The organism is Mycobacterium seoulense (assembly GCF_010731595.1).
Classification (GTDB): domain Bacteria; phylum Actinomycetota; class Actinomycetes; order Mycobacteriales; family Mycobacteriaceae; genus Mycobacterium; species Mycobacterium seoulense.
In genome coordinates this window covers 3,549,267-3,573,626 of sequence record NZ_AP022582.1, presented here as the reverse complement: position 1 = coordinate 3,573,626, position 24,360 = coordinate 3,549,267, and the positions used below count along the sequence as shown (strand labels likewise).

Annotated in this window: 25 protein-coding genes and 1 pseudogene; 10 read left to right on the top strand and 16 right to left on the bottom strand. The window is 67.6% G+C overall.

The window, feature by feature from the left end; all coding sequences use genetic code 11:
* Positions 1-14: 14 nt before the first annotated feature.
* The 3 genes and pseudogenes from G6N37_RS16500 to G6N37_RS16490 all read right to left on the bottom strand — a co-directional run.
* Complete coding sequence (locus G6N37_RS16500) at positions 15-830, bottom strand: lysophospholipid acyltransferase family protein (RefSeq protein WP_163681972.1); 816 nt, start codon at positions 828-830, stop codon at positions 15-17.
* A gap of 162 nt (positions 831-992) precedes the next feature.
* Entirely contained in the window at positions 993-1,460 is a 468-nt protein-coding gene (locus G6N37_RS16495) for a carotenoid oxygenase family protein (RefSeq protein ID WP_163681969.1), read from the bottom strand.
* 114 nt (positions 1,461-1,574) lie between these two features.
* A pseudogene (locus G6N37_RS16490) lies at positions 1,575-1,748 on the bottom strand (UTRA domain-containing protein); the annotation flags it as partial.
* 157 nt (positions 1,749-1,905) lie between these two features.
* Here G6N37_RS16490 and G6N37_RS16485 point away from each other — a divergent pair.
* Complete coding sequence (locus G6N37_RS16485) at positions 1,906-2,313, top strand: VOC family protein (RefSeq protein ID WP_163681967.1); 408 nt, start codon at positions 1,906-1,908, stop codon at positions 2,311-2,313.
* On the opposite strand, the gene G6N37_RS16480 is transcribed toward G6N37_RS16485, so the two are convergent.
* The 5 genes from G6N37_RS16480 to G6N37_RS16460 all read right to left on the bottom strand — a co-directional run bounded on the left by G6N37_RS16480 (position 2,310) and on the right by G6N37_RS16460 (position 7,011).
* Positions 2,310-2,765: a cupin domain-containing protein gene (locus tag G6N37_RS16480; protein WP_163681965.1), complete on the bottom strand. Its 456-nt coding sequence runs from the start codon at positions 2,763-2,765 to the stop codon at positions 2,310-2,312. The two genes, G6N37_RS16485 and G6N37_RS16480, sit on opposite strands and share 4 nt — an antisense overlap.
* A 3-nt stretch (positions 2,766-2,768) precedes the next feature.
* Positions 2,769-3,461 carry a haloacid dehalogenase type II gene (locus G6N37_RS16475; protein ID WP_163681963.1) on the bottom strand — a complete coding sequence of 231 codons (693 nt, stop codon included), beginning with the start codon at positions 3,459-3,461 and terminating at the stop codon, positions 2,769-2,771.
* A 50-nt stretch (positions 3,462-3,511) separates the two neighbouring features.
* Positions 3,512-4,558 (bottom strand): zinc-binding alcohol dehydrogenase family protein, encoded by a 1,047-nt coding sequence (locus tag G6N37_RS16470; protein ID WP_163681961.1) that lies wholly within the window; start codon positions 4,556-4,558, stop codon positions 3,512-3,514.
* A 139-nt stretch (positions 4,559-4,697) separates the two neighbouring features.
* Positions 4,698-6,059 carry a TetR/AcrR family transcriptional regulator gene (locus tag G6N37_RS16465; protein WP_163681959.1) on the bottom strand — a complete coding sequence of 454 codons (1,362 nt, stop codon included), beginning with the start codon at positions 6,057-6,059 and terminating at the stop codon, positions 4,698-4,700.
* Positions 6,060-6,138: 79 nt separating this feature from the next.
* On the bottom strand, positions 6,139-7,011 hold the full coding sequence (locus G6N37_RS16460; protein WP_163681957.1) for an alpha/beta fold hydrolase: 873 nt from the start codon (positions 7,009-7,011) through the stop codon (positions 6,139-6,141).
* A 202-nt stretch (positions 7,012-7,213) separates the two neighbouring features.
* On the opposite strand from G6N37_RS16460, the gene G6N37_RS16455 reads away from it, so the two are divergent.
* Positions 7,214-8,917, top strand: coding sequence for an MOSC and FAD-binding oxidoreductase domain-containing protein (locus tag G6N37_RS16455; protein ID WP_163681955.1), 1,704 nt, complete (start codon positions 7,214-7,216; stop codon positions 8,915-8,917).
* Positions 8,918-8,931: 14 nt separating this feature from the next.
* Here G6N37_RS16455 and G6N37_RS16450 read toward each other — a convergent pair whose 3' ends face one another.
* The 3 genes from G6N37_RS16450 to G6N37_RS16440 all read right to left on the bottom strand — a co-directional run bounded on the left by G6N37_RS16450 (position 8,932) and on the right by G6N37_RS16440 (position 11,544).
* Entirely contained in the window at positions 8,932-9,672 is a 741-nt protein-coding gene (locus G6N37_RS16450) for an SDR family NAD(P)-dependent oxidoreductase (protein WP_163681953.1), read from the bottom strand.
* A 67-nt stretch (positions 9,673-9,739) separates the two neighbouring features.
* Entirely contained in the window at positions 9,740-10,537 is a 798-nt protein-coding gene (locus G6N37_RS16445) for a family 1 encapsulin nanocompartment shell protein (RefSeq protein ID WP_163681951.1), read from the bottom strand.
* Positions 10,534-11,544 carry a Dyp-type peroxidase gene (locus tag G6N37_RS16440; RefSeq protein ID WP_163681949.1) on the bottom strand — a complete coding sequence of 337 codons (1,011 nt, stop codon included), beginning with the start codon at positions 11,542-11,544 and terminating at the stop codon, positions 10,534-10,536. The genes G6N37_RS16445 and G6N37_RS16440 overlap by 4 nt, the downstream gene beginning before the upstream one ends.
* Before the next feature lie 166 nt (positions 11,545-11,710).
* Between G6N37_RS16440 and G6N37_RS16435 the strand changes: the two genes are divergently transcribed.
* Complete coding sequence (locus G6N37_RS16435; RefSeq protein WP_163681947.1) at positions 11,711-12,970, top strand: M18 family aminopeptidase; 1,260 nt, start codon at positions 11,711-11,713, stop codon at positions 12,968-12,970.
* A gap of 14 nt (positions 12,971-12,984) precedes the next feature.
* Here G6N37_RS16435 and G6N37_RS16430 read toward each other — a convergent pair whose 3' ends face one another.
* Together G6N37_RS16430 and G6N37_RS16425 are read right to left on the bottom strand one after the other, a co-directional pair.
* Complete coding sequence (locus G6N37_RS16430) at positions 12,985-13,332, bottom strand: DoxX family protein (protein WP_232075053.1); 348 nt, start codon at positions 13,330-13,332, stop codon at positions 12,985-12,987.
* A 68-nt stretch (positions 13,333-13,400) separates the two neighbouring features.
* A complete protein-coding gene (locus tag G6N37_RS16425; RefSeq protein WP_163681943.1) occupies positions 13,401-13,850 on the bottom strand; it encodes a nitroreductase family deazaflavin-dependent oxidoreductase in 450 nt (149 codons plus the stop codon).
* A gap of 251 nt (positions 13,851-14,101) precedes the next feature.
* On the opposite strand from G6N37_RS16425, the gene G6N37_RS16420 reads away from it, so the two are divergent.
* Genes G6N37_RS16420 through G6N37_RS16410 form a run of 3 tightly spaced genes read left to right on the top strand, consistent with a single transcriptional unit; the run spans position 14,102 to position 17,450 of the window.
* Positions 14,102-14,449, top strand: coding sequence for a VOC family protein (locus G6N37_RS16420; RefSeq protein ID WP_163681941.1), 348 nt, complete (start codon positions 14,102-14,104; stop codon positions 14,447-14,449).
* A gap of 49 nt (positions 14,450-14,498) precedes the next feature.
* Entirely contained in the window at positions 14,499-16,796 is a 2,298-nt protein-coding gene (gene purL / locus G6N37_RS16415) for a phosphoribosylformylglycinamidine synthase subunit PurL (protein WP_163681939.1), read from the top strand.
* An 18-nt stretch (positions 16,797-16,814) separates the two neighbouring features.
* Positions 16,815-17,450, top strand: a complete 636-nt coding sequence (locus G6N37_RS16410; protein ID WP_163681937.1) for an Rv0804 family intramembrane glutamic endopeptidase — start codon at positions 16,815-16,817, stop codon at positions 17,448-17,450.
* Here the strand turns inward: G6N37_RS16410 and G6N37_RS16405 are convergent.
* Positions 17,432-18,646 carry an MCE family protein gene (locus G6N37_RS16405; RefSeq protein ID WP_163681935.1) on the bottom strand — a complete coding sequence of 405 codons (1,215 nt, stop codon included), beginning with the start codon at positions 18,644-18,646 and terminating at the stop codon, positions 17,432-17,434. The two genes, G6N37_RS16410 and G6N37_RS16405, sit on opposite strands and share 19 nt — an antisense overlap.
* A gap of 19 nt (positions 18,647-18,665) precedes the next feature.
* On the opposite strand from G6N37_RS16405, the gene G6N37_RS16400 reads away from it, so the two are divergent.
* The 3 genes from G6N37_RS16400 to purM all read left to right on the top strand — a co-directional run bounded on the left by G6N37_RS16400 (position 18,666) and on the right by purM (position 21,886).
* On the top strand, positions 18,666-19,055 hold the full coding sequence (locus G6N37_RS16400; RefSeq protein ID WP_163681933.1) for a sterol carrier family protein: 390 nt from the start codon (positions 18,666-18,668) through the stop codon (positions 19,053-19,055).
* Between the two features lie 138 nt (positions 19,056-19,193).
* Positions 19,194-20,720: an amidophosphoribosyltransferase gene (gene purF / locus G6N37_RS16395; RefSeq protein WP_163681931.1), complete on the top strand. Its 1,527-nt coding sequence runs from the start codon at positions 19,194-19,196 to the stop codon at positions 20,718-20,720.
* A 71-nt stretch (positions 20,721-20,791) separates the two neighbouring features.
* The gene (gene purM, locus G6N37_RS16390; protein ID WP_163681929.1) at positions 20,792-21,886 is read left to right on the top strand and encodes a phosphoribosylformylglycinamidine cyclo-ligase; all 1,095 of its coding nucleotides are present in this window, start codon (positions 20,792-20,794) and stop codon (positions 21,884-21,886) included.
* A 55-nt stretch (positions 21,887-21,941) separates the two neighbouring features.
* Here the strand turns inward: purM and G6N37_RS16385 are convergent, their stop codons facing one another.
* On the bottom strand, positions 21,942-22,127 hold the full coding sequence (locus G6N37_RS16385; RefSeq protein WP_163681927.1) for a DUF3073 domain-containing protein: 186 nt from the start codon (positions 22,125-22,127) through the stop codon (positions 21,942-21,944).
* A gap of 144 nt (positions 22,128-22,271) precedes the next feature.
* Positions 22,272-23,366 (bottom strand): CAF17-like 4Fe-4S cluster assembly/insertion protein YgfZ, encoded by a 1,095-nt coding sequence (ygfZ, locus tag G6N37_RS16380; protein WP_163681925.1) that lies wholly within the window; start codon positions 23,364-23,366, stop codon positions 22,272-22,274.
* Between the two features lie 95 nt (positions 23,367-23,461).
* On the opposite strand from ygfZ, the gene G6N37_RS16375 reads away from it, so the two are divergent.
* Complete coding sequence (locus G6N37_RS16375) at positions 23,462-24,334, top strand: aminodeoxychorismate lyase (protein WP_163685112.1); 873 nt, start codon at positions 23,462-23,464, stop codon at positions 24,332-24,334.
* The last annotated feature ends 26 nt before the right edge of the window (positions 24,335-24,360 follow it).

Below are 24,360 nucleotides of genomic sequence, written 5' to 3'. Positions count from 1 at the left end.
CGGTTGTTGCCGGTTCAGCCGAGGATGGGCAGCCGGCGCTGGGCGGCCAGTCGCTTGAGTGCCGATTCCATGACCCCGCGCACGTGGGCGTCGACCTCGTCGACGTCGGGATCCTCGCCGAACTGGGCGATGACGTCGATCGGTTTGAGCACCTCGGTGACGATCTTGGCGGGTAGCGGGAGGTTCGGCGGGAAGATCACGCTCAGGCCGAAGGGGAACCCGAGACTCACCGGCAAGATGTCCATGCGCGCCTTCGTCAGCCCCAACTTGCGCGCCAGCCAGTTGCCGCGGGTCAAGAAGAGCTGGGTCTCCTGCCCGCCGATCGAGACGGTGGGGACGATCGGCACCCCGGCTTCGATGGCGGTCCGCACGTAGCCGGTGCGTCCGTTGAAGTCGATGGTGTTGGCACTGAAGGTGGGCCGGTAGGAGTCGTAGTCGCCCCCGGGGAAGACGAGCACCACGGCGCCGGAATGCAGGGCCGCGGCGGCGTTTTCACGGCTGGCCTCGATGACCCCGAGGCGGCGCAGCCAGCCGTCCAGGGGGCCCATGAACAGGCCGTAATGGCCCAGCGTGTAGACCGGGCGGTCGTAGCCGAACTCTTCGTAGAACGCCGGGGAGAAGATCAGTACGTCCGGCGTCAGCATGCCGCCCGAATGGTTGGACACCACCAACGCTCCCCCGGACGACGGGACATTGCTTATGTTGCGCACCTCGGCCCGATACCACCGCTTGATGATCGGTCCGAGGGTCTTGCTGACCTGCTCGGTGAAGGCCGGGTCCCACTTGGTGGTCTCGTGGTTGTCGGCCACCTCATTGCCGCTGCCCGTCATGGCTCCCCGCTGTCGTGTTCCCGCGCTTTGCTACTGATTGCCGGTGTGACTTAGCTCTCAAACCTCCCCGGCCCCGCAAATTCTACTCTCCGAATTAGAGAATACCGTTTTCGTTTGCTCGTAAGGTCGGGCGGCCCGCGGAGAATTCGGGGGGTCCTGGGGTCAGCCGGCGTCGCGCAGCAACGGATGGACCGTCGGTAGCTCGACGCCCGGGCGCAAGACGGCGAAGAGTTCCGTCGCGTCCGTCATCGTGCGGTCGACGAAGGCGGCGAAATCTTCGAAGGAAACGTTCTGCCGAATCCAATGGGACCGGCGCGCCACCACGCCGATCCGCTGCGGATCGGACGAACCGTGCACGATCGCGGTCACCTCCCGCTCGTCGCGGTTCCACGTGTCGGAGAAGTGCACCAGCCAGGGGCGCTCGGTGGCGGGAAAGAAGCAGCCGGGACTTACCCGAATGATCAGCACATCGCCGTGCGCGGGCGAGATCTCGAGGTGGACGTGCAGGCGTCGCGGGTGGGCGCTGGTGACGAAGAAGTATTCGCCATCGTGGTGGCCACGGAAATAGCGTCGCCCGCGGGTGCGCAGGTACCGCTCGACAAGGCTCGCGCACATGGGCTCGTTCGTCATGAAAATATGCTGCGGCCAGTGGCTTTGCGGATGCTGGGAGACAAGCCATGAGTCACCGAAGAATCTGTTGAGAATCGGCTGAGTGCCCGGGGCAGGGTCGGTCAGCCGGCTAAGTCAGTCGGTCGAACGCCGCTCGACGATCCCGGCGCCGGGACCCGGCATGGTCCGTGGCAGCGTTACCGAAAACCGGTACCGCTCGGGACGATAGTGGAACTCGACGACCTCGAGGGGCTTGTCGCCCTTGCCGAAACTGATGCGTTCGAGCACCAGCACGGGGGCGCCCAAGGGCCTCGAGGTCCAATGCTCGGGTGGTCATAAGACGCATTAAAACGTCTGGTTGCCGGGAGGGTAAAGCAGGTTTGAGCCCACGCCCGGCGACCGTCGTCCCCGATGCTCGGATTACTCTGGCGGCGAATGCTTTTCGCGCAGCACAGGAGGGCCGACGGTGGGGATTGCGGTGGAACGAATCGACCATGTCGTGCTGAACTGCAACGACGTGGAGGCGACTGCGGCGTGGTACGAGCGGGTGCTCGGCATGCGGAGGGAGACGTTCGGGCCGTCCGCGCGGATCGCGCTGCGGTTCGGGGAGCAGAAACTCAACCTTCGACCGGTCGGGGCACTGGCCCACGATCCGGATTGGGTCACCGGCTCGGTCGAGCTGGCCGGTTCCCAGGACTTGTGCTTCATCACCTGCAGCAGCCCCGACGAGGTGCGCACCCACCTGGTGGAGTGCGGGGCGGAGATCGTCGCGGGACCGGTGACCAGAACCGGCGCGCTGGGCCCGATGACCTCGCACTACTGCCGCGACGTCGATGGGAATCTAGTCGAAATCGCGGTTTACGGAACGCTTTAGAGGGGGTAGAGCGCCGGGAGGTTCACCACGACGGCCTCTTGCGTGCTGCGCGCGATGACCACCTCCGCCGGCGTGGTCGGGTCGGGGTTCTCCTCGCGGTGCGGCAGATACGGCGGGATGAAGATGTAGTCCCCGGGCGACGTTGAGATGCGCACTTCCTGTGCGCCGTCGTGGAAGACGAACTCCGGGTGGCCGCTGCGCACGTAGATGGCGGTTTCCGAGTCGCCGTGATGGTGGTTGGACGACGCGGTCGCCGGCAATGCATGTGTCTCGCCCATCCAGAGCTTCTCGGCACCGACCGACGAGCCGCTCAGCGCGGCGAAGCGTCGAAGCCCGTCCGATTGGGCGGTGTCGGAGCTGATCTCCGACGCCTTGATGTGGTGCACCCGGCTGCGGGTGGTGTTCGATGTTTTCTCGTCGAAGTCCGGGTGGAATCCGTCTGCGGTGGCCATGCGTCAATTATGGCGCCATCCCTCGGTGAGTTCCTCGGCCAGCTGATGCATGTCAGCCACCACGAGATTCGGCTGGGCCAGCCCCTCGACCGGCAGCGGTGGGTTGCCGGGACGCGTGATGAGCGCCGCACTGAAGCCGACATTCTGGGCGCCGAGGGTGTCCCACACGTGCGCGGCCACCATCATGCAGTCGGAAGGTGCCACCCCGAGTGTCTCGCATACGTACCGGTAGACCGCGGGCGCCGGCTTGAAGGCCTGGCAGGCGTCGACGCTCAGCTGTCGTTCGAAGAACCCGGCCAGCCCGGAACTCTGCAGGGCGGTGGGTCCGTCCGGGTTGGGCGGTGAATTGGTCAGCGTGACGAGACGAAATCCTTTGTCTCGCAGCCGGGCCAGCCCTTCCGCGGCATCCGGGTGTGCCGGCATGGTGAGTAGTCCGGTCTTCAGGCGGAGCAGGTCATCGTCGGAGACGTGAACGTGGTGAATATCGCCGACCATGCGCAGCACGCCCTGGGCAAGGGTGGAGAAGTTCACATAGCTCTCCGTCAAGGTCGCGGACATCGAGTACATGATCAGCTGGGCGAACCACTCGCGAAGTATCCGCTCATCGTCGAACAACTCAGTGAAAAGCGGCGCGAGGGAATCAATGTCGATCAACGTCTCATTGACGTCGAAAACCAGGACGGACGGTTTGTGCACGGCTAGGCCTCGATCTTCTTCAGTGGCCTGACGACCCCGACGGTTATCGCTCACTGCATCACGACGACCATCTTGCCGCCGGCCTCCCCCGCTTCCATCACCCGGTGCGCCTCACGTATCTCATCGAAGGAGAAGACGCGAGACGGCTTGGCCTCCAGGGTGCCCTCTGCGACCTGTCGCGCGATGTCTTGCAGCGGCACGTCCGACAGCGGAAAGCCGGGAACCCCAAAGACGAAGCTGCCGAAGAAGTTCCAGTTAACACCGCTGGCCATGCGCAACAGCGGATTGAAATCCCCGATGGGGTCGAGTCCGCCCAGCCATCCCGCCAGGCACGCCGTTCCGCCGCGGCGCAGCATGTCAAGGGAGTCCAGAATGGTGCTGTTGCCGACCAGGTCGAGTACGGCGTCCACCTGCTTCGCCTCCGGGAGATGGCCGGCCAGGTCGCGCCGTTCCAATTCGACGCGGGAGGCGCCCAGCTCCTCCAACATGGAAAACCGGCCACGGCTTCGCGCGGTGGCGATGACGCGCGCGCCGGCGGCCACGGCCAGCTTGAGCGCGGCCTGCCCGAGCGATGAGGTCGCGCCCCGCAGCACCAGGGTTTGTCCAGCCTGCAGGTCGAGGTTGCGGAAGAGGCAGGTCCACGCGACCGCATAGGTTTCGGGCAGCGCCGCCAAATCCGCCCAGGGCAGCTCGGATTCGATGAGCGCGACGTTGGCCGCGCGTACACGGGTGTACTGCGCGTAGCTGCCGTTGATGGTACGGCCCAGACCGCCCATCAACGCGGCCACCTTGGCGCCCACGGGGAACTCGCCGCCCGGACACGAGTCGACGACACCGACGCATTCGATGCCGCTGACTTCGGCGGCTTCGGCCCATTCCCCCCGGCGCATGTGCATCTCGGCGTGATTGACGCCGAACGCCTTGACCTCGATGACCACTTCGCCGCGCTTGGGCAGCGGCTTCGGAATATCGGCGTAGACGAGGCTGTCCAGCCCGCCGAACCCCTCGAGGATGACGGCACGCATGGATTCGCCGCCGGGCCGCTCGCGCACGACCGCGGGCGCGGTGGGTAGCTGGGGCGCTTCGGTGGTCGACACTTGAAGCTCCTCCCAAATGCCGAGTGGGCATTCATCTCTGGATGTGCGGAACGGAGCCGGAGAGCGTCCGCCCGTAATGGGTCAGCTGACCCAGTTATTATGGGCTACGTGTCCCAATCTGTCTAGTGGGGTGGTGACGTCACGTGGCTCGGGACGGGCCGCGGCGGCGCGGCGGAGCGGATCTGCTCTTGCGGGCGTGCGTCATGAAGGCGCGCACGTAGTCGACGGCGGCGTTGACTGGGGCCCGCAAAGGTTCCGGATCCCCGGTGGCGTATGTCAACATCGCACCGCCCTGGTGCGCGACGACAAGCGATACCGCCAGGTGGCGCGGGTCGGCGTCGGGGCGCAGCTCACCGCGCCGGCGCATGGCCGCAAGGCCGGTCTTGAAAAGCTCGATCCACTGGTCATAACCGGCGGAGAGATCGTCGTGCAATTCGTCGTCGGCGTCGATCAATTCCCCCGCCAAAGAGCCGTAGACGCAGCCTCCCAAGCGGTAAACGGCGTCGACGTCGGCGACGCAGGCGTCGGCCCACGTCTGGAGGGCGTCGAGGGTGTCGAGGGCGCCCAGCGGTGGCTGAGTGTGGAAGGCCCGTACGTCTTCGCGGCGGGCGGCGATCACCTGGCGGGTCAGCTCGCGCTTGTCCTGAAAGTAGTGCGCGATCTGTGAGCCGCCGACCCCGGCCGCTCGTCGCACCTGCTCGATGCTGGTGCCGGCGACGCCGCGCTCGAACATCAGACGGGCGGCGACCTCGACGATGCGCGCGCGTGTCGCCTGTCCCTTGCGGGTAAAAGGTGTTGGGCTGTCGTCAGTTCGCTCGGGGCCCTTGCCCGGGCGCCGAGGCCGCCGGGCGGGCCTGGCAACCCGCTCGTCGGGATCAGTGGCAAAGCCGCGCAGGTAGTTGATCGCGAAGCGGACGGCGTCGGCATGCGGCCATTCCGCGCGGTAGGTGAAAGCCAAGGTGCCACCGCCTTGATGGGCGGCGACGATCACCATGGCCAGTCTTCGCGGGTCGGCTTCAGCGACCACGGTGGCGTCATCTTTCATTCGCTGGATCGCCGCCTCGAGGAGGTCGATCCACTGCCAATAGCCGGCCGCCAGCGTTTCGCGTGTCGCATCGTCGGACTTCGCCAGCTGCGCGGCAAGGGCGTGATAGGTGGGCGTGCCGAAATATCCGATGCGCCTGAGGTACCGCAGATTGAGGTCGATCCACCGCTCGAAGTCGGCGAACGAAGCCAGACCGCCCAGCTTGGGCTGCCGGTGAAAGTCGAGAACCACGCCGATCTGACGCCGGATCACCGCGCGAATGAGGGCGCTCTTGTCGGCGAAATAATGGGCGAGCTGCGAACCGCTGACCGACGCCGCCCTGCGTACGTTCTCCATGTTCGAGGCGGACAGTCCCTCGGTGACGATCAGTTGGGCGGCCGCCGCCACGATGCGGTCCCGCGTGGCACGCCCCTTGGGGGTCAACCGTGGTTCGTCCTGAACATCGGGATGGGCCATCGCGTCAGGCTAACTCGCGCGCACCCCGAACTATGGGATATCCAACCCAATGATGCGCCGGAGGCGCCGGCGGTCCCGGTCAAGCGGTCATGTCAACCTTGGCGAGGAAGCGGCGGATCAATTCGGCGGCCTCGTCCAGCGCGGACTCCAGCAGGAAGTGCCCGCCGTCGAGCAGTCGGATCTCGGCATCCGGGAGGTCGTCCGCGAACGCCTCGGCGCCGGCTGGGCCGAATATCTCATCGCCGCGACCCCACACCGCGAGCAGGGGCACCTGGCGGGCGCGAAAGTACTCGTGCAGGCGCGGATAGAGCGGCGCGTTGGTTGCATAGTCCCGCAGCAGCTTCAGCTGCACCAGGTCGTTGCCCGGACGCGATATGAGCGCGTAGTCGTGATGCCAGGATTCGGGATCGACCAGGGTCTCGTCGGGAACGCCGGTGACGTATTGCCACCGGGTGGCGTCCAGCGTGAGGAACTGCCGTACCGCGGCCTCGGTCTCGGGCGTTTGTTCGCGGTGGTAGGCCCACACGACCTTCCAGAAGTTGTCGACGAATCCCGCGTCGTAACCGTTGCCGCTCTGGGTGATGATCGCCGTGATCGCCGAAGGGTCGCGCAGCGCCAGCCGCCAACCGATCGGCGCACCGTAATCCTGGACGTAGATTGCGTATCTGGCGATACCGAGCGTGCGCAATAATCCGGCGGCGAGGTCGGTCAGGGCGTCGAAGGTGTAGTCGAACTCTTGCACGGACGGCGCGTCGGAAAGCCCGAAGCCCAGATAGTCCGGTGCGATCACGTGATAGCGGTCCGCGAGTGTCGGCAGCAGATGCCGGAACATGTAGGAGCTGGTCGGAAAGCCGTGCAACAGCACGAGCGCGGGTGCGTTTGGGTCGCCCGCTTGCCGGAAGAATAGTCGGTGACCCTCGACCGTGGCGTAGCGATGATGGACAGCGGGCATGAGTTCCTCCTGAATCTCGCCCTCGCACGCCGCGCGGCGTTCGGCCGACGTTCATGGAAATCGCCGCGCGGGCATTTTGGGTTGTGTAACCCAGTATGCACGAGACGGGCGCTGCGCGATAGGCCCGCCTCTTGTGGCACTACGGGCGGGGCGGCATACTCTGGGTCAGCCCTCCCAATCAAGGGCCCGGGGAGGTGGCGCGGTGGGCAAGCTGGTTTCGGTAAACGTGGGGCTGCCCCAGAACGTGCAGTGGCGGGGCAAGACCGTCTACACGGGGATCTGGAAAGCGCCGGTCGAGGGACCGGTCACGGTGCGACGGCTGAACGTCGACGGCGACGGCCAGGGTGATCTCGGCGGTCATGGTGGTGAGCAGCGTGCCGTCATGGTGTACCAGACCGAGTCGTACGACTTCTGGAAGAAGTACCTGGGCCGCGACGACCTCGTGCCCGGCCACTTCGGGGAGAACTTCACGATCACCGGGCTACCCGACGACGATGTGTGCATCGGTGACCGCTACCGGATCGGTGAGGCCGAGTTCGAAGTCACCCAGCCGCGCGTCACTTGCTTCCGTGTCGGAATGCGCCTGAACGAGCCCAGGATGCCGAACCTGCTTGTTTCCCAACGGCGCCCGGGCTTCTACTTTCGGGTGATCACCGAGGGGCGGGTCCGCGCCGGTGACGACATCGTGCGTACCCGCCGTGGTCGCCACGAGCTCAGCGTCGCCGACGTCGACGCGCTGCTGTACCTGCCGAACCGCGACGTTGACCGACTCCGCAAGATCGTCGATGTCCCCGCGCTCAGCCCGGGCTGGCAGCAATCGTTCCGGGGCATGCTCGAATCGCACCAGGGATCGACGCCCCGGCTTCCGGGCGCGCCGCCGGCGTGGGACGGGTTTCGCCCCTTACGCGTCAGCGCGATACGCCGGGAAAGCCCACAGGTGATGTCCATCCGGCTTGAGGCCGACGACCATGTCGCCCTGCCGGCGCCGATTCCCGGCCAATACCTCACGGTGCGAGTGCCCGGCGCGGGCACGCCCGCACCGGTGCGCAGCTACTCCCTCTCGGGAGACCCCGCCGCGGGGTATTACCGCATCAGCGTCAAACGCGAAAGCCGTGGCCTGGTGAGTCGATGGCTGCACGACCACGTCGAGCCGGGTTCGGTCGTTGAGGCGGCCGCCCCGCGGGGCGAGTTCTGCCTCACCGATGGTGGCGGTCCGGTGTTGCTGATCTCGGCGGGAATCGGGATCACGCCGGTCTTGGCCATGCTGCACGCGCTCTCGGCGGCCGGCAGCGCCCGCGACATCTGGTGGCTGCACACCGCCCGCGATCGCGAAACGCAAACGTTCGCAACCGAGGTCGCCACCTTGATCGGATCCTTGCCGAGTGCGCGGCAGTCGGTCTTCTACACACAGACACAGGGCCGGCCGGACGGAGCGGCCATCGCGGCGCTGGGTATCCCGACCGACGCAACGGCATACCTCTGCGGCCCAACCCAATTCATGACCGACATGCGCGACGCACTCGCCGCTGGCGGACTGGACCCCGACCGAATCCATAGCGAGCTGTTCGGCGCCCTGCCACCGATCAATCCCGGCATCGTCGACGGTGCCCCTCGCAAGCCGCCGCATCCCCCGGTAGGTGTCCAGGGGTTGGGCCCGCCAATCACCTTCGCGCGCAGCGGCCTGACGGTCAACTGGTCATCCCGGTATGGAAGCATCCTCGACCTGGCGGAAGCCTGCGACGTGCCCACCCGGTTCTCCTGCCGAAGCGGCGTCTGTCACGTCTGCGTCACGGGGATCGTTGCGGGGAGCACCACTTACGTGCAACAGCCGCTGGAGCCGCCCGAGCAGGGGACCGTACTCATCTGCTCGGCCGCTCCAGAGACCGAGCTCGCGCTCGACCTGTAGCGAAAGCCGATGCTTCAGGCGGCGATTGCGCGTTGACCGCCGGTCACGGGCACCACCGCGCCGTTGACGTAGCTGGCGTCGGGGGAGCTGAGGAAGACGACCGCGCTGGCGATTTCGGCCGGTTCGGCGGGCCGGCCCAGCGTGGTGGTGCCCGCCACCGCCTCCAACACACCGGGTAGGGCCGCCAAACCGGGAGTGTCGGTTGGGCCGACCGCGATCGCGTTGACTCGCACCCCCGATCCGCCGAATTCATCCGCCCACACGCGCGTCAGCGACTCCAGTCCGGCCTTCGTCGCGCCGTAGATGCCCGCGCCACTCGCCGGGACGGAGGCCGCAACGGTGCTCACGTTGACGACCGCGCCCGTGCCACGCTCGGCCATTCCCGGTACCAACTGCTGGACCAAAATGTAAGGAGCGCGCAGGTTCACATTCACGTGATCGTCGAACGTCGCTTCGTCGGTGTCGGCGGTCGCGCCGAATCGGTAGATGCCGGCGTTGTTGACCAAGATGTCGACCGGTCCGGCCTCGGCGGCCAGGCGACGCACGTCGTCGCCGTCGTTGAGGTCGGCCGCGACGAAACGCGCTTTGCCGCGGGCATTTTCGATATCGCGGACCGTCTTCGCGCCGCGTTCGGCGCTGCGGCCGTGCACCACCACCTCGACTCCGCGTTCCGCGAGTTGTAGCGCGATCGCTCGGCCGATCCCTGACGTGGCCCCGGTCACCAGCGCGGTGGAGCCGGCCATTGTTGCTGCCATCGAACCCTGCCTCCAGGAGAGAAGTTCACTTGCCTCCCCGTCAGCAGCGGGCCGCCACGGTTTATTCCTACGAGCTCAGCGGGACGGATGCCTCGGCGGTGTAGCACAGGAATGTCAGTGTCTCCTGCAGATACAGCTGCACGGTGTCCGCATCGTGGCTGGTGTAACCGATCGACACGTCGGTTCCGAGCTGCAGGTCGAAGTCGCCGCCGCGCGTGGTGAGCACGAATGCGCCGTCAATGGCCGGTGCCCAGATGATGTCCCCGGGAACCAGCCGGTCGATGTGCTCGAGGATCGGATATCCGTGTTCGGTGGTCTCGCTCACCCGGGTGTAGACATCGGCGGATAGCAGGACGGAGTAGGGACCGTCGACGCCGGCCAGCCGCAGTTGGGAGATCGCCTGGGTGATGACATCCGGGATCTCGCGGGGGTCTGCCGGCAAGGTCAGCGGCTTGTTCGAGCTGCACGTGCGGATGCCGTCGATCGACGCGGCGGCGTAGCCCTCGAAAATTGCGCGGTCCTCGACGAACGCCAGCTTCTTGGCGGCCGCCTTGACCGGGTCCCAGTCCGAGTCCTGCGCACCGCGCTCGACGTTGTCGACTTCGTAGCGCGATAGGGTGAACGGAACACGCAGGCGCACAAGGGGCTTACTCGCCCGTAGATGAGCCTCTACCCCGTCGGAGGGTGATGCCACGTCGATCAGGCGCCCGGTGCTGACCGCTGCGGTGACCGGACCGCCGGGCTCGCTGACGTCGACCACCCGGCGGCCGGCGACATGGCGTTTGAAGGTTCGGGTCGCCTCCAATTCGATTTCGCGCCAGGCGGCTTCGGTGACAGGGGCGAGGTCGCGGTAGAGGTTGTTCATAAAGTGGTTCCTTTCAGGCTGCCGATGGAAAGTGAGCCGTCCTGTGCGGCAGTCGTTTCCGCCGCCGGCACTGCGGGCAGTGGCGGTGGATCGTCGAGGAAGTCGACAGTGGGGGAGAAGAACAGGCCACCGGTGATCGCGGTGGAGAATTCGAGGATGTGGTCGGTATTGCCGGGTGGATCCCCGAGGAACATGTTCCGCAGCATCTGTTCGGTGACCTGCGGCGTGCGGGAATAGCCGATGAAATAGGTGCCGTACTCGCCCTTGCCGAGTTCACCGAACGGCATGTTGTGCCGAACGATCTTCAGCTCGGTGCCGTCGTTGTCGGTGATGACGTTGAGGGCGATGTGGGAGTTGGCCGGCTTTTCGTCGTCGCCGAGTTCGAGGTTTTCCAGCTTCGTGCGGCCGATCACCAGCTCCTGCTCACTGACCGAAAGCGAATTCCATGAATCCATTTCGTGCAGATACTTCTGCACGTGCACGTAGCACGAGCCCTCGAACTCGGGATCCTCGGCGCCGATGGCGGTCGCGCTGACGGCAAGCTGGCCGTCGGGGTTTTCGGTGCCGTCGACGAAGCCCAACAGGTCGCGGTTGTCGAAGTAGCGGAATCCGTGCACCTCGTCGACCACGGTGACGGCACCGGCCATCGACCTCAGAATGCGGTCGGCGAGTTCGAAACACACATCCAGGCTCTCGGCCCGGATGTGAAACAGCAGGTCCCCGGGCGTGGCCGGGGCGGTGTGCCGCGGGCCCTTCAGTTCGACGAACGGGTGCAACTCGGCGGGACGCGGGCCGGTGAACAAGCGATCCCATGCCTGCGAGCCGATAGAGGTGATGGCCGACAACCGTTTCGGCGGCTCGCGAAAACCGATCGCGCGCACCAGCCCGGAAATATCGGGCAGTGCGTCATGAACCGTGGCTTCCCCGCCGTCGTCGATGGTCACCACCAGGAAGACCGCCGCCGGCGTCAACGGCTCGAGGATCGGCTGCGGCTGGACGTGGGGCACTCTGCTGACCCTAGCGTGGCGACGTCGAGCGCCGGAAGTGCGCGAGGAAGGAGCCGCGCAATCGGACCTAGCGTGGCGACGTCGAGCGCCGGAAGTGCGCGAGGAAGGAGCCGCGCAATCGGACCTAGCGTGGCGACGTCGAGCGCCGACAGCCATGATGTTGAACATGTCGGCCAGCGCCGCAGGCCTCTGCGATTTCATCGACGCTTCTCCGTCGCCGTTTCATGTCTGCGCGACGGTGGCCGCGCGGCTGGCCGCCGCCGGATACACCGAACTCAGTGAGGGCGAGCGCTGGCCGGGCGAACGGGGGCGCTACTTCACGGTGCGGGCCGGCTCGCTGGTTGCCTGGAACTCCGAGGCGGCTGAGGGCCCGTTCCGGATCGTCGGCGCGCACACCGACAGCCCGAACCTTCGGGTCAAGCAGCATCCGGATCGGCTGGTCGCCGGCTGGCGGGTGGTCGCGCTGGAGCCGTACGGCGGAGCGTGGCTCAACTCTTGGCTGGACCGCGACCTCGGCATCAGTGGACGGTTGTCGGTGCGTGTCGGCGCCGCAGTCGAGCATCGGCTCGTCCGGATAGACGACCCGATCCTGCGGGTGCCCCAGCTGGCCATCCACCTGGCCGAGGACCGCAAATCGCTGACGCTCGACCCGCAGCGCCACGTCAACGCGGTCTGGGGCGCCGGCGCCGAAACGAAATCGTTCCTCGAGTTCGTCGCCGAACGCGCCGGTGTCGCGCCGACCGCCGTGCTGGCGGCCGACCTGATGACCCATGACCTCACCCCATCGACGGTGGTCGGCGCCGGCGCCGACCTCCTCAGCGCGCCCCGGCTGGACAACCAGGCCAGTTGCTATGCGGGGATGGAGGCTTTGTTGGACACCCAGCCGCGGGGGCCCCTGCCGGTGCTGGTGCTCTTCGACCATGAGGAGGTCGGTTCGTCATCGGACCATGGCGCCCAGTCCGACCTGCTGGGCACCGTCCTCGAGCGGATCGTCCTGGCGGCCGGCGGCACCCGGGAAGATTTCCTGCGCCGGCTGCCGGACTCGTTGCTGGCGTCGGCCGACATGGCGCACGCCACCCACCCCAACTATCCGGAGCGGCACGAGCCCGGCCACCTCATCGAGGTCAACGCCGGACCCGTGCTCAAGGTGCACCCCAACCTGCGTTACGCAACCGACTCACGCACGGCCGCGGGCTTCGCCCTGGCCTGCGAACAGGCCGGGGTCCCCTTGCAACGCTACGAGCACCGCGCCGATCTGCCGTGCGGGTCGACGATCGGACCGCTGGCGTCGGCCCGCACCGGGATCCCCACCGTCGACGTGGGTGCCGCGCAGCTGGCCATGCACTCGGCGCGCGAGTTGATGGGCGCTCACGACGTGTCCGCCTACTCGGCGGCGATGCGGGCGTTCTTTTCGCCCGAACCCTGAGGCCTGCCTGCCGTTTACATGACGGCGCGGTGAGTGATCACGGCGAGCGCGAAGGTTGCGCCGTTGAGGGCGAAGAAGAACCCGGCTAATGCGAACTGGCCGGAAATATCGTTGGCGAGCACGTGGGTGTACATCGCACAGATGAAGAAGACGGTGAGCCCCGCAGCGGCGGCGATGCCGACGGCCGGAACCCAGAGTCCGACGATAAGCCCAAGGGTGCCTAGGGTTTTCAGTGTGCCGATGGGAAACCTCAGCCAGGACAGCGGCACCCCGGCCCGTCGCATCGGCGCAATGATGGGCGCGAAGTGGACCAGCGCGCTCACGCCGGAGAATCCGTTGAGAACGATGGCGATGATGGTCACGACAAGGTATGAGGTGTACACGGCGCTGGTCTCCCTGGATGGTCGATCGGATGTGGGCGTGGTTGGTGTCAGGTCGCCGCGACGGGGTCTAATCGGAACACGGCGATCCGGCCGGCCAGCGCCTCGACTTCTTCGGGAGTGCCTTGACGCACCATGCCGGAGCGCTTGAGGAAGCCGACTCCGACCGGCACTCGAATCGGATATTCCCGCAATACCGGGCGGGCCTGCTCGGCGGTCAACTCGATGATCCTGACCCGCCGTGTCTTTCGGCCCCTGCGGAGGGTTCCGGCGCCGGCGGCACGCGCATTGCGTGCCCAATCCGCACCCGGGAAGCCCGCCACGGCGTAGAGCCCTCCATCCAGAGTGAATGGGGTCATCGGCGTGCTGCGCGGTCGGCCTGTCTTGCGGCCGGGCACAGTCAAGACCATGGGCGGCCCCGTGGGTACGCCCAGCTTTTGCATCGCGATCATGAGCTTGTTCATCGGCTTCAGCCAGCGAGGGGGTGTCGGGGTGGACATCAGTTCTCCTTCGTAATCCGGTGCGGTGGTTGCCGAATCGGTTGTGTAACTCGTCACCGAAGTAGCCGGCCGCCGGCCGACATGCACTCTCGCCGACGTTCGGTGACGGCGTGTGGCGGCTCCCATGAGCAGCCCGTAACCAAGGACGGATCGGCGGCGCAGAAAGTTACGTGTCGTGCGTAACCTTTCGCCACGGGCGATGCGGGCATTCCTTTTCGCCGGAGCCATCCTGGGGCCTAAGGTCTGGCGGTATGGCACTCAACGTGGAGATGATCACTTTCGACTGCCGCGATCCCGCGACACTGGCCGGATGGTGGGCCGAACAGTTCGGTGGCACGACGCAGGAGTTGCTCGCCGGCGAGTTCACCGCGGTGAGCTTGTCGGAAGGACCACGGCTCGGATTCCAGAAGGTGCCCGATCCCACGCCGGGGAAGAACCGCGTGCACCTCGACTTCGGTGCCGCCGACGTCGATGCCGAGGTGGCCCGGCTGACGGCAGCCGGGGCCACCGAGGTCGGCCGCCACACGTTCGGCGACAATTTTCGCTGGGTGGTGCTGGCAGACCCCGAGGGCAACGTCTTCTGCATCGTCGGTCAATAGCCACGCGGCGACCCCACGGCGATCGCGGCGTCGCCCTAGACTGTCTGGCGTGACTGTCTCCGGGACGAGCGCCCGCACCCAGGCGATCGACACCGTCGAGCACGCCGCTGCCAGCCCCGACCAGCCGCAGCCGTTCGCCGAGCTGGGCCTCAAAGAGGACGAGTACGAGCGGATCCGCGAGATCCTGGGCCGCAGACCCACCGACACCGAGCTGGCGATGTACTCGGTGATGTGGAGCGAACACTGCTCGTACAAATCGTCGAAGGTTCATTTGCGCTACTTCGGTGAGACCACCACCGAGGCCATGCGTGCCGGCATGCTGGCCGGGATCGGCGAAAACGCCGGCGTGGTCGACATCGGCGACGGCTGGGCCGTCACCTTCAAGGTGGAATCCCACAACCACCCCTCCTACGTCGAGCCCTACCAGGGCGCGGCGACCGGCGTGGGGGGCATCGTCCGCGACATCATGGCCATGGGCGCCCGACCGGTAGCGGTGATGGATCAGCTTCGGTTCGGCGCCGCCGACGCGCCCGACACCCGCCGGGTGGTCGACGGGGTGGTCCGCGGCATCGGCGGCTACGGCAACTCGCTCGGACTGCCCAACATCGGCGGCGAGACCGTCTTCGATGCGTGCTACGCCGGCAATCCGTTGGTGAACGCGATGTGCGTGGGCGTGTTACGCCAGGAGGACCTGCACCTGGCGTTCGCCTCGGGCACCGGCAACAAGATCATCCTGTTCGGTGCGCGCACCGGGCTCGACGGCATCGGCGGGGTCTCGGTGCTCGCGTCGGACACCTTCGACAGCGAGGGATCCCGCAAGAAGCTGCCGTCGGTGCAAGTGGGCGACCCCTTCATGGAGAAGGTGCTCATCGAGTGCTGCCTCGAGCTCTATGCGGCCGGCCTGGTGATCGGCATTCAGGATCTTGGTGGAGCCGGATTATCCTGTGCCACATCAGAATTGGCGTCGGCCGGGGACGGGGGTATGGCGATCGAGCTGGACACCGTCCCGCTGCGCGCCAAGGACATGACGCCCGCGGAGGTGCTCTGCAGCGAGTCGCAGGAGCGGATGTGCGCCGTGGTCGCGCCGGAGAACGTCGACGCCTTCTTGGCGGTGTGCCGCAAATGGGAGGTGTTGGCCACGGTGATCGGCGAGGTCACCGACGGAGACCGGTTGCGAATCACCTGGCGGGGCGAGACGGTCGTCGACGTGCCGCCGCGCACCGTGGCGCACGAGGGCCCCGTGTACCAGCGGCCGGTCACGCGGCCCGAGTCGCAGGACGCCCTGAACGCCGACCGATCGACGAGCCTGCCGCGACCGACGACGGGGGAGGAGCTGCGCGCGACTTTGCTTGCCCTGCTGGGCAGCCCGCACCTGTGCAGCCGCGCCTTCATCACCGAACAGTACGACCGCTACGTGCGCGGCAACACCGTGCTGGCCGAGCACGCCGACGGCGGCGTGCTGCGCGTCGACGAAACCACCGGCCGCGGCATCGCGCTGTCGACCGATGCGTCGGGGCGCTACACGCTGCTCGACCCCTACGCCGGGGCCCAACTCGCGCTGGCCGAGGCGTACCGCAACGTCGCCGTCACCGGCGCCACCCCGGTCGCGGTGACCAATTGCCTCAACTTCGGCTCCCCGGAGGATCCCGGGGTGATGTGGCAGTTCTCGCAGGCGGTGCGGGGGCTGGCCGATGGGTGTGCGGCGCTTGGCATTCCGGTGACAGGCGGCAACGTCAGCTTCTACAACCAGACCGGGTCGGCGGCGATCCTGCCCACGCCGGTGGTCGGCGTGCTCGGCGTCCTCGATGACGTCGCCCGGCGCATCCCCACCGGGCTGGGCACCGAGCCGGGCGAGACCCTGATGCTGCTGGGCGATACGCGCGACGAGTTCGACGGTTCGATCTGGGCGCAGGTGACCGGCGACCATCTCGGAGGGTTGCCGCCCGCGGTCGACCTGGCGCGCGAAAAGCTGCTGGCCGAGGTGCTGAGCGCGGCCTCCCGCGACGGGTTGGTGTCGGCGGCGCACGACCTGTCCGAAGGCGGGCTCGCGCAGGCGATCGTCGAGACGGCACTGGCCGGCGAAACCGGTTGCCGCATCGTGCTTCCCGAGGGCGCCGATCCGTTCGTGACGTTGTTTTCCGAGTCGGCGGGCCGGGTCCTGGTGGCGGTGCCCCGCACCGAGGAGAGCCGGTTCCGGGCGATGTGCGAGGCACGCGGACTGCCCGCGGTGCGCATCGGCGTCGTCGATGAGGCCTCCGACGCGGTGGAGGTTCAGGGCCTGTTCACCGTGTCGCTGGCGGAACTGCGCGAGACGTCCGAGGCGGTGCTGCCGCGCCTCTTCGGATGAGCCGTAGCGACAAATCTCATGGGCGACAGCGGATTTCGCCGGACGCAATCGATCACTTTAGCCGCCGGCCTGGTCGGGTGGAGCTTCGTCGGCCCCCGGCTGCCCACGGCCTGGCGGACGACGGTGCAGGCCGGTGCGGCCGGCCTGCTGGTGCTCGCGACGCGTGCATCGCTGGGCTTACATCCGCCGCGGCTGTGGGCGGGGCTGCGGCTGGGTTCGGCGACCGCCGCGGCGGCGGTGAGCGCGATCGCCGCGACGACGGCGGTGCCGTTGGTGCGGGCGTCCATGGCAGAACGGGAGCCGCCCGGCTCAACGCCCGGCTGGCTGCTGCTGCAGATCCCGGTAGGGACCGTCTGGTCGGAGGAGGCTGCGTTCCGCGCGGCGCTGACCGCCGCCGCCGCGGATGCGTTCGGCACCTCCGGCGGAAGGCTGTTGCAGGCGGCAAGCTTTGGGCTCTCCCACATCGCGGACGCGCGTGCGGCGGGTGCGCCGGTGGTGGGCACCGTGCTGGTGACCGGCCTCGCGGGCTGGCTCTTCGGTTGGCTGGCGGACCGTTCGGGTAGCCTCGCCGCGCCCATGCTCGCGCACTTGGCCATCAACGAGGCCGGCGCGATCGCCGCACTGAGCGTGCGACGTCACGGGTTGATCGTGTAGTCGCCCAACTGGCGGCCCCACACGTGCTCGACGAAAAGCGGCGAGCCAAGTTCGAAGTGGTTGTAGGGAGCCATGCTTGCGCCGGTGTCCATCACCAGAAACGGCGCCGGCCACAACTGCCGGGTGATCGTCTGCCAGCAGCCCGGCCGCCCGCCTGGACCGCCCCTGGCATTGGTCCGGGGCAGGTTCTCCGGCCAGATATAGGGATTGGGTGCCCCGGCGATCGCGCCCGCCGCGTGCGCGCCCAGCGAGTAGCCGTTGTCGCCGAGGGCGTTGTGGATCCTGGGTCCGACCTCGTCGAAATTGCGTATGGTGCAGAAGATTTCCGGGCTGTACTCGTCGAGCAGCTGGCTGGGGGTGACCAGATCGTCGGCGCCACGCGCAAGGTACGGACCGCCGCGTCCGAAGACGTCGGCGCCCGTGCCGCCGAGCCCGGCCGCCGCGAGCAGCGCCGCGTCCAGATCGATTTGCTGCCGGTTGAACGTGCGCGCCGCGGTCACCGCGTGGTCCAGCGCGTCCCACAGGTCCGGCGACGCGCTGGCGTAGGCATCACCGAGGGCGGCCAATCGCGCGGCGTCGGCAAGGATTTCGGGCATCCGCGGATTCACGTCGTCGAGGATCGTGTTGCCGTTGACCAGAGATGCACCGAACCTGTCGCCCAACCCGGTCAGGGCTTGCGCGGCCGCGCTGAGCGTCAGATTCACCTTGACCGGGTCGACCTTCTCCGCAATCGACATGAGGGTCTCGAAAACGGTATTGAACTCGGTCGTCACCGCCGTCGCCTCGATCACTGCCGCCGGCGCGATCGATTGTGCCGCAGGCTGCGGCGGGGAGCTCAACGCGACGTATTTGTTGCCGAACACCGTTGTCGCTTTGATCGTCGCCGCCACGTTGGCCGGGATCAGCTTGAGGTACCGCGGGGTGATATCCAGTACCAGCTTGGCGGCCGGCTTGCCGTCGCGGGTGGTCTCGGAAATGCGGTCCACCCGGCCGATCTGAACCCCGTTGTAGGTGACCTTGGAGCCGGGATCCAGCACCAGGCCGGCGCGCGCTGCCACCATGGTCAGCTTGGTCGTCGGTGTGAGGTCACCCCGGAACTGTAGGTACAGGAGCGACCCGACCAACCCCATGACGGCCACCGTCACGAGCCCGACGGCCTTGTGCGGTGGCCCGCGCCGCAGGCGACGACGCTCCATGAGTTTGAGACCCTAGGGTATGGCCGCCCGTCAAAAGGCCGATCCGGCAAAGAGTCGGCAGGCTGTGTTGGCCGTCGCGGACTGGCTGCGCGACGAATCCCGGCCCGCGCCCGACCGCGAGAGCCTCGGCACCGCCGTCCGGCTCACCGCCCGCACGCTGGCCGCCGTGGCGCCCGGCGCCAGCGTCGAGGTGCGCATTCCGCCGTTCGTCGCGGTGCAGTGCATCGCGGGGCCCAGGCACACCCGCGGCACGCCGCCCAACGTGGTGGAGACAGATCCGCGGACGTGGCTGCTGCTGGCTGCCGGACTCTTGTCGTTCCCCGAGGCCAGGGACGTCGGTGCGATAAGTCTCTCGGGCTCTCGGGCCGGTGACATCGAACACTGTCTGCCCTTGTTCGATGTCAGCTGAATATAACGCTGAACTGCAGGTTTAGGGTCCCGCGCGGGAATTTTCAGCGCGCAACACGCGCTGTTGATTCGTGGTCGCGGGCGTCGGACCCGTAGACTCCGTTACGTCACCAACCGTTCCCCAGGGAGCCGCCCAATCGTGACCGTCCGAGAACCCGAGCAGGACCTGAACTCGCCTCGTGAAGAGTGTGGTGTATTTGGGGTTTGGGCCCCGGGCGAGGATGTCGCAAAACTCACCTATTACGGCTTGTACGCCCTGCAGCATCGCGGGCAGGAGGCCGCCGGCATCGCCGTCGCCGATGGATCACAGGTTCTCGTCTTCAAGGACTTGGGCTTGGTCAGCCAGGTGTTCGACGAGCAGACGCTCGCCGCGATGCCGGGCCACGTCGCCATCGGGCATTGCCGCTACTCCACCACGGGCGACACGACGTGGGAGAACGCGCAGCCGGTGTTCCGCAACACCGCCGCCGGCACCGGTGTCGCGCTGGGGCACAACGGGAATCTGGTCAACACCGCCGAACTCGCCGCCCGCGCCCGTGACGCCGGGCTGATCGCTCGGCGCTGCCCCGCGCCGGCGACGACGGACTCCGACATCCTGGGCGCTCTGCTGGCCCACGGCGCGGCGGATTCCACCCTCGAGCAGGCGGCCCTGGACCTGCTGCCCACCGTGCGCGGCGCGTTCTGCCTGACCTTCATGGACGAGAACACACTCTATGCGTGCCGTGATCCCCACGGCGTCAGGCCGCTTTCGCTTGGCCGGCTGGATCGCGGCTGGGTGGTGGCCTCCGAAACGGCGGCCCTGGACATCGTCGGTGCATCGTTCGTGCGCGATATCGAGCCGGGCGAACTACTGGCGATCGACGCCGACGGGGTGCGGTCCACGCGTTTTGCCAACCCGACGCCCAAGGGCTGCGTCTTCGAGTACGTCTACCTGGCGCGGCCGGACAGCACGATCGCCGGTCGGTCCGTGCACGCCACTCGGGTGGAGATCGGTCGCCGCCTGGCCCGTGAATGCCAAGTCGACGCCGACCTGGTCATCGGAGTCCCGGAGTCGGGCACTCCCGCCGCGGTCGGATACGCGCAAGAGTCCGGCATTCCGTATGGGCAGGGCCTGATGAAGAACGCCTACGTCGGGCGGACCTTCATCCAGCCGTCCCAGACCATCCGCCAGCTCGGTATCCGGCTGAAGCTCAACCCACTTCGCGAGGTCATCCGCGGCAAGCGGCTCATCGTCGTCGACGACTCGATCGTGCGCGGGAACACCCAGCGCGCGCTGCTGCGCATGCTGCGCGAGGCCGGTGCCGTCGAAGTCCACGTGCGCATCGCGTCGCCGCCGGTGAAATGGCCCTGCTTCTACGGCATCGACTTCCCGTCGCCGGCCGAGCTGATCGCCAATGCCGTACAGGACAAAGAGGAAATGCTCGAAGCGGTGCGGCACGCCATCGGCGCCGACTCCCTCGGCTACATCTCGCTGCGCGGCCTGGTCGCGGCGTCCGAACAACCCGCGTCGCGGCTGTGCACAGCCTGCTTCGACGGAAGGTATCCGATCGAGCTGCCCGAGGAGACGGCCTTGGGTAAGAACGTCATCGAGCACATGCTCACCAACGCCGCGCGCGGAGCCGGGCTCGACGAGCTGACGCCCGACGAAGTCCCCATCGTCCACTGACGGACGTCCGACGCGCCCGTTCCAAGACGTTTGATAACGGCGGTCGGCGGCGCCCGGTAGCCTTTATCGCGATGACGGATCCCGGAAAAAGCCCCGGACGAAACCCGGGCAGCCACGGCATCACCTACGCGTCGGCCGGGGTGGACATTGAGGCCGGCGACCGCGCCGTCGAGATGTTCAAGCCGCTGGCGACGCGGGCCACCAGGCCCGAGGTGCGGGGCGGCCTCGGCGGGTTCGCGGGGCTGTTCGCTTTGCGCAACGACTACCGCGAACCGCTGCTCGCGGCCTCCACCGACGGTGTGGGAACCAAGCTGGCGGTCGCGCAGGCGATGGACAAGCACGACACCGTCGGCTTGGACCTGGTCGCGATGGTGGTCGACGACCTCGTGGTCTGCGGCGCCGAGCCGCTGTTCCTGCAGGACTACATCGCGGTGGGCCGGACCGTGCCGGAACGGCTCGGCGCGATCGTGGCGGGTATCGCCGAAGGATGCGTGCGCGCCGGCTGCGCGCTGCTGGGCGGCGAAACCGCCGAGCATCCCGGTCTGATGGAACCCGACCATTACGACATCTCGGCGACCGGTGTCGGTGTCGTGGAGGCCGACGACGTGCTGGGGCCCGATCGGGTCAAACCCGGCGACACGATCATCGCCATGGGTTCCTCCGGCCTGCATTCCAACGGCTATTCGCTGGCCCGCGCGGTGCTTCTCGAGATCGACCGGATGAACCTGGCCGGTTATGTCGAGGAGTTCGGCCGAACCCTGGGTGAGGAGCTGCTGGAACCCACCCGGATCTACGCCAAAGACTGCCTGGCGCTGACCGCCGAAACCCATGTCCGCACCTTCTGCCACGTCACCGGGGGCGGGCTGGCGGGCAACCTGCAACGCGTCATCCCGCACGGCCTGGTCGGCGAGATCGACCGTGGAACCTGGACGCCCGCACCGGTTTTCGCCATGATCGCCCAGCGCGGTCGGGTGACGCGGGAAGAGATGGAGAAGACGTTCAACATGGGCGTGGGCATGGTCGCCGTAGTCGCGCCCGAGGACACCGACCGCGCGCTGGCCATCTTGACGGCACGCCACCTGGACTGCTGGGTGCTGGGAACGGTCGGCAAAGGCGGTAAGGAGGGCCCGCGGGCCACGCTCGTCGGGCAACACCCGCGCTTTTAGAGATCCGGGCTAGCGCGGTGCCGAAACGGACCGCACCGGCACAGCCGGGCGAGCCTTAGCGACGCCAGTCGTCGCTGTCGTCCCAGGAGTCGCCGACGCCGTCGTCCTCCAGTTCGGTGGAGTTTCCGGCATCCGACCCTGCCAGCTCTTGCTGAAGCCGCTGGAAGTCGGTCTGCGGGGAACTGTATTTGAGTTCTCGAGCAACCTTGGTCTGCTTTGCCTTAGCCCGGCCGCGGCCCATGGGGGAACCCCCTCGCGCAATAACGGAGCGGCCCGAATCAGGCGGCTCCGATCTACTGGTGTCGTTATTGTCCTGCCGACAGTTTACCGTGCCTTACGGTTGGGCGTCGGTCCCCCCTGCCGCTGTGGCGGACGTCATCGACGATTATCTCGCACCGCCCCGCAGCCGTTCAACGGCCAGCCGTCCCGCACCGATCTGCTCGGTCGACGGCAGCGAATCGGCGTCGATCACCGCGGCCACCGAGGCCTGCGGGCCGGTCGCCAGTTCGGTGTCGGCCGGCACCCCGCGCTTGAGTAGCGCGAGGGCCACGGGCCCGAGGTCCACATGATCCACCACGGTGCCAAGGCGGCCGATGGCGCGACCGCCGGCGAGCACCGGGTCACCCGTCGAGGGCCGCTCCACCGAGCCGTCGAGGTGCAACAGCACCAGCATCCGGGGCGGTTTCCCGAGGTTGTGCACCCGCGCGACGGTTTCTTGCCCCCGGTAGCAGCCCTTGTCCAGGTGGACGGCCCCCTCGCCGGGCCCGCCGATCCACCCAACCTCGTGCGGAATCGTGCGTTCGTCGGTGTCGACGCCCAGCCGCGGTCTCAGCGCCACGACCCGGTGGGCCTCGTAGGCCCACACCCCCGCGGGCCGCACGCCCGCCTGCACCAAACGCTCCCGCCAGCCGGCGGACGCGCTGCGGGGAACCAGCAGGTCCAGTTCGATCTGGCCCGCGGGGGCGCCGGGCATCCGCCGCACAAAGCCACCGCCGGCGACCGGAATCGCGGTCAGCTCGGCGGGCAGGGTGTCCAGGCCGAGCACGTCGAGCACCGCCGGCTCGGCCAGTCGCGGACCCAATAGCGAGAGCACCGCCAGGTCGGCGGCCGCCGGGGCGACGTCGGACCAGAAGACCATCTTGCGCAGATAGTCCAGCAGCGGTTCGCCGCGCCACGGTTCGGTGTCGAGGTAGGTGGTGCCGCCGAGTTCCGTTTGGATCCAGTGGTCCTCGACGCGGCCCTGGCCGTCGAGGCTGAGGTTCTGCGTGCTGGCGCGCTCGGGGAGGTCGCTGACGTGCTGGGTGGAGATGCTGTGCAGCCACTTCTGGCGGTCGCTACCGGTCAGGGTGAGCACCGCCCGGTGCGAGCGGTCCACCACCACCGCGTCGGTTTCGGCCGCGCGCTGTTCGCCCAGCGGGTCGCCGTAATGCCAAATGGCGCCCGCGTCGGGCCCTGCTTGGGGTGCGGGTACTGCAGACACACGTCAACTCTACGGATTTCGGTGCATCGCGTCGGCGACCGCGGCCCGCCGCACGCTCGCCGCTAGGCTTTACCTCCATGGCAGGCCAGCGGGGTGTGATCGTCACGCTCGACGGAGCGGTCCATCCGCCCGATATCCCGCTGCTGCACGCCGACGACCTGGCGGCGGTTCGCGGCGACGGCGTCTTCGAAACGCTGTTGGTCCGCGACGGCAGGCCCTGTCTGGTCGAGTCCCATCTGCAGCGGCTGGCCCAGTCGGCCAGGCTGATGGATTTGCCCGGGCCGGAACTGCCCGCCTGGCGCAATGCGATCGGCCTGGCCACCCGGCAGTGGGTCGCGGGGACCGCTGACGAGGGCGCGATGCGCTTGATCTACAGCCGCGGCCGGGAGAGCGGCACGACGCCGACGGCCTATGTCATGGTCACCGCTGTCCCCGAACGAGTGACGGCCGTTCGGCGTGACGGGCTGGCCGCGGTGACGTTGGACCGCGGGCTGGCCGCCGGCGGTACCGACGCGATGCCGTGGCTGCTGGCCGGGGCCAAGACGCTGTCCTACGCGGTCAACATGGCCGCCTTGCGTCATGCCGCCCGGCAGGGTGCCGGTGACGTGATCTTTGTCAGCTCGGACGGCTACATCCTGGAGGGCCCGCGCTCGACGGTGGTGATCGCGACCGATGCCGGAACGGGAGAGGGCGGGAACCTGTGCCTGCTGACGCCTCCGCCGTGGTATCCGATTTTGCGTGGCACCACGCAGCAGGCCCTTTTCGAGGTGGCGAGGTCAAAGGGTTACGACTGCGACTATCGCGCGTTGCGGCTCGCCGATCTCAATGCCGCGCAAGGGATCTGGCTGGTCTCGAGTATGACGTTGGCCGCCCGCGTGCACACGCTCGACGGTCGGCCGCTGCCTCGGTCTGCTATGGCCGCGGAATTCGCCTCCTTGGTCGATTCGGCGATCCTCAGCGATCGCTAAGCGCTGAATTGTGTTGTCGGGTTGCC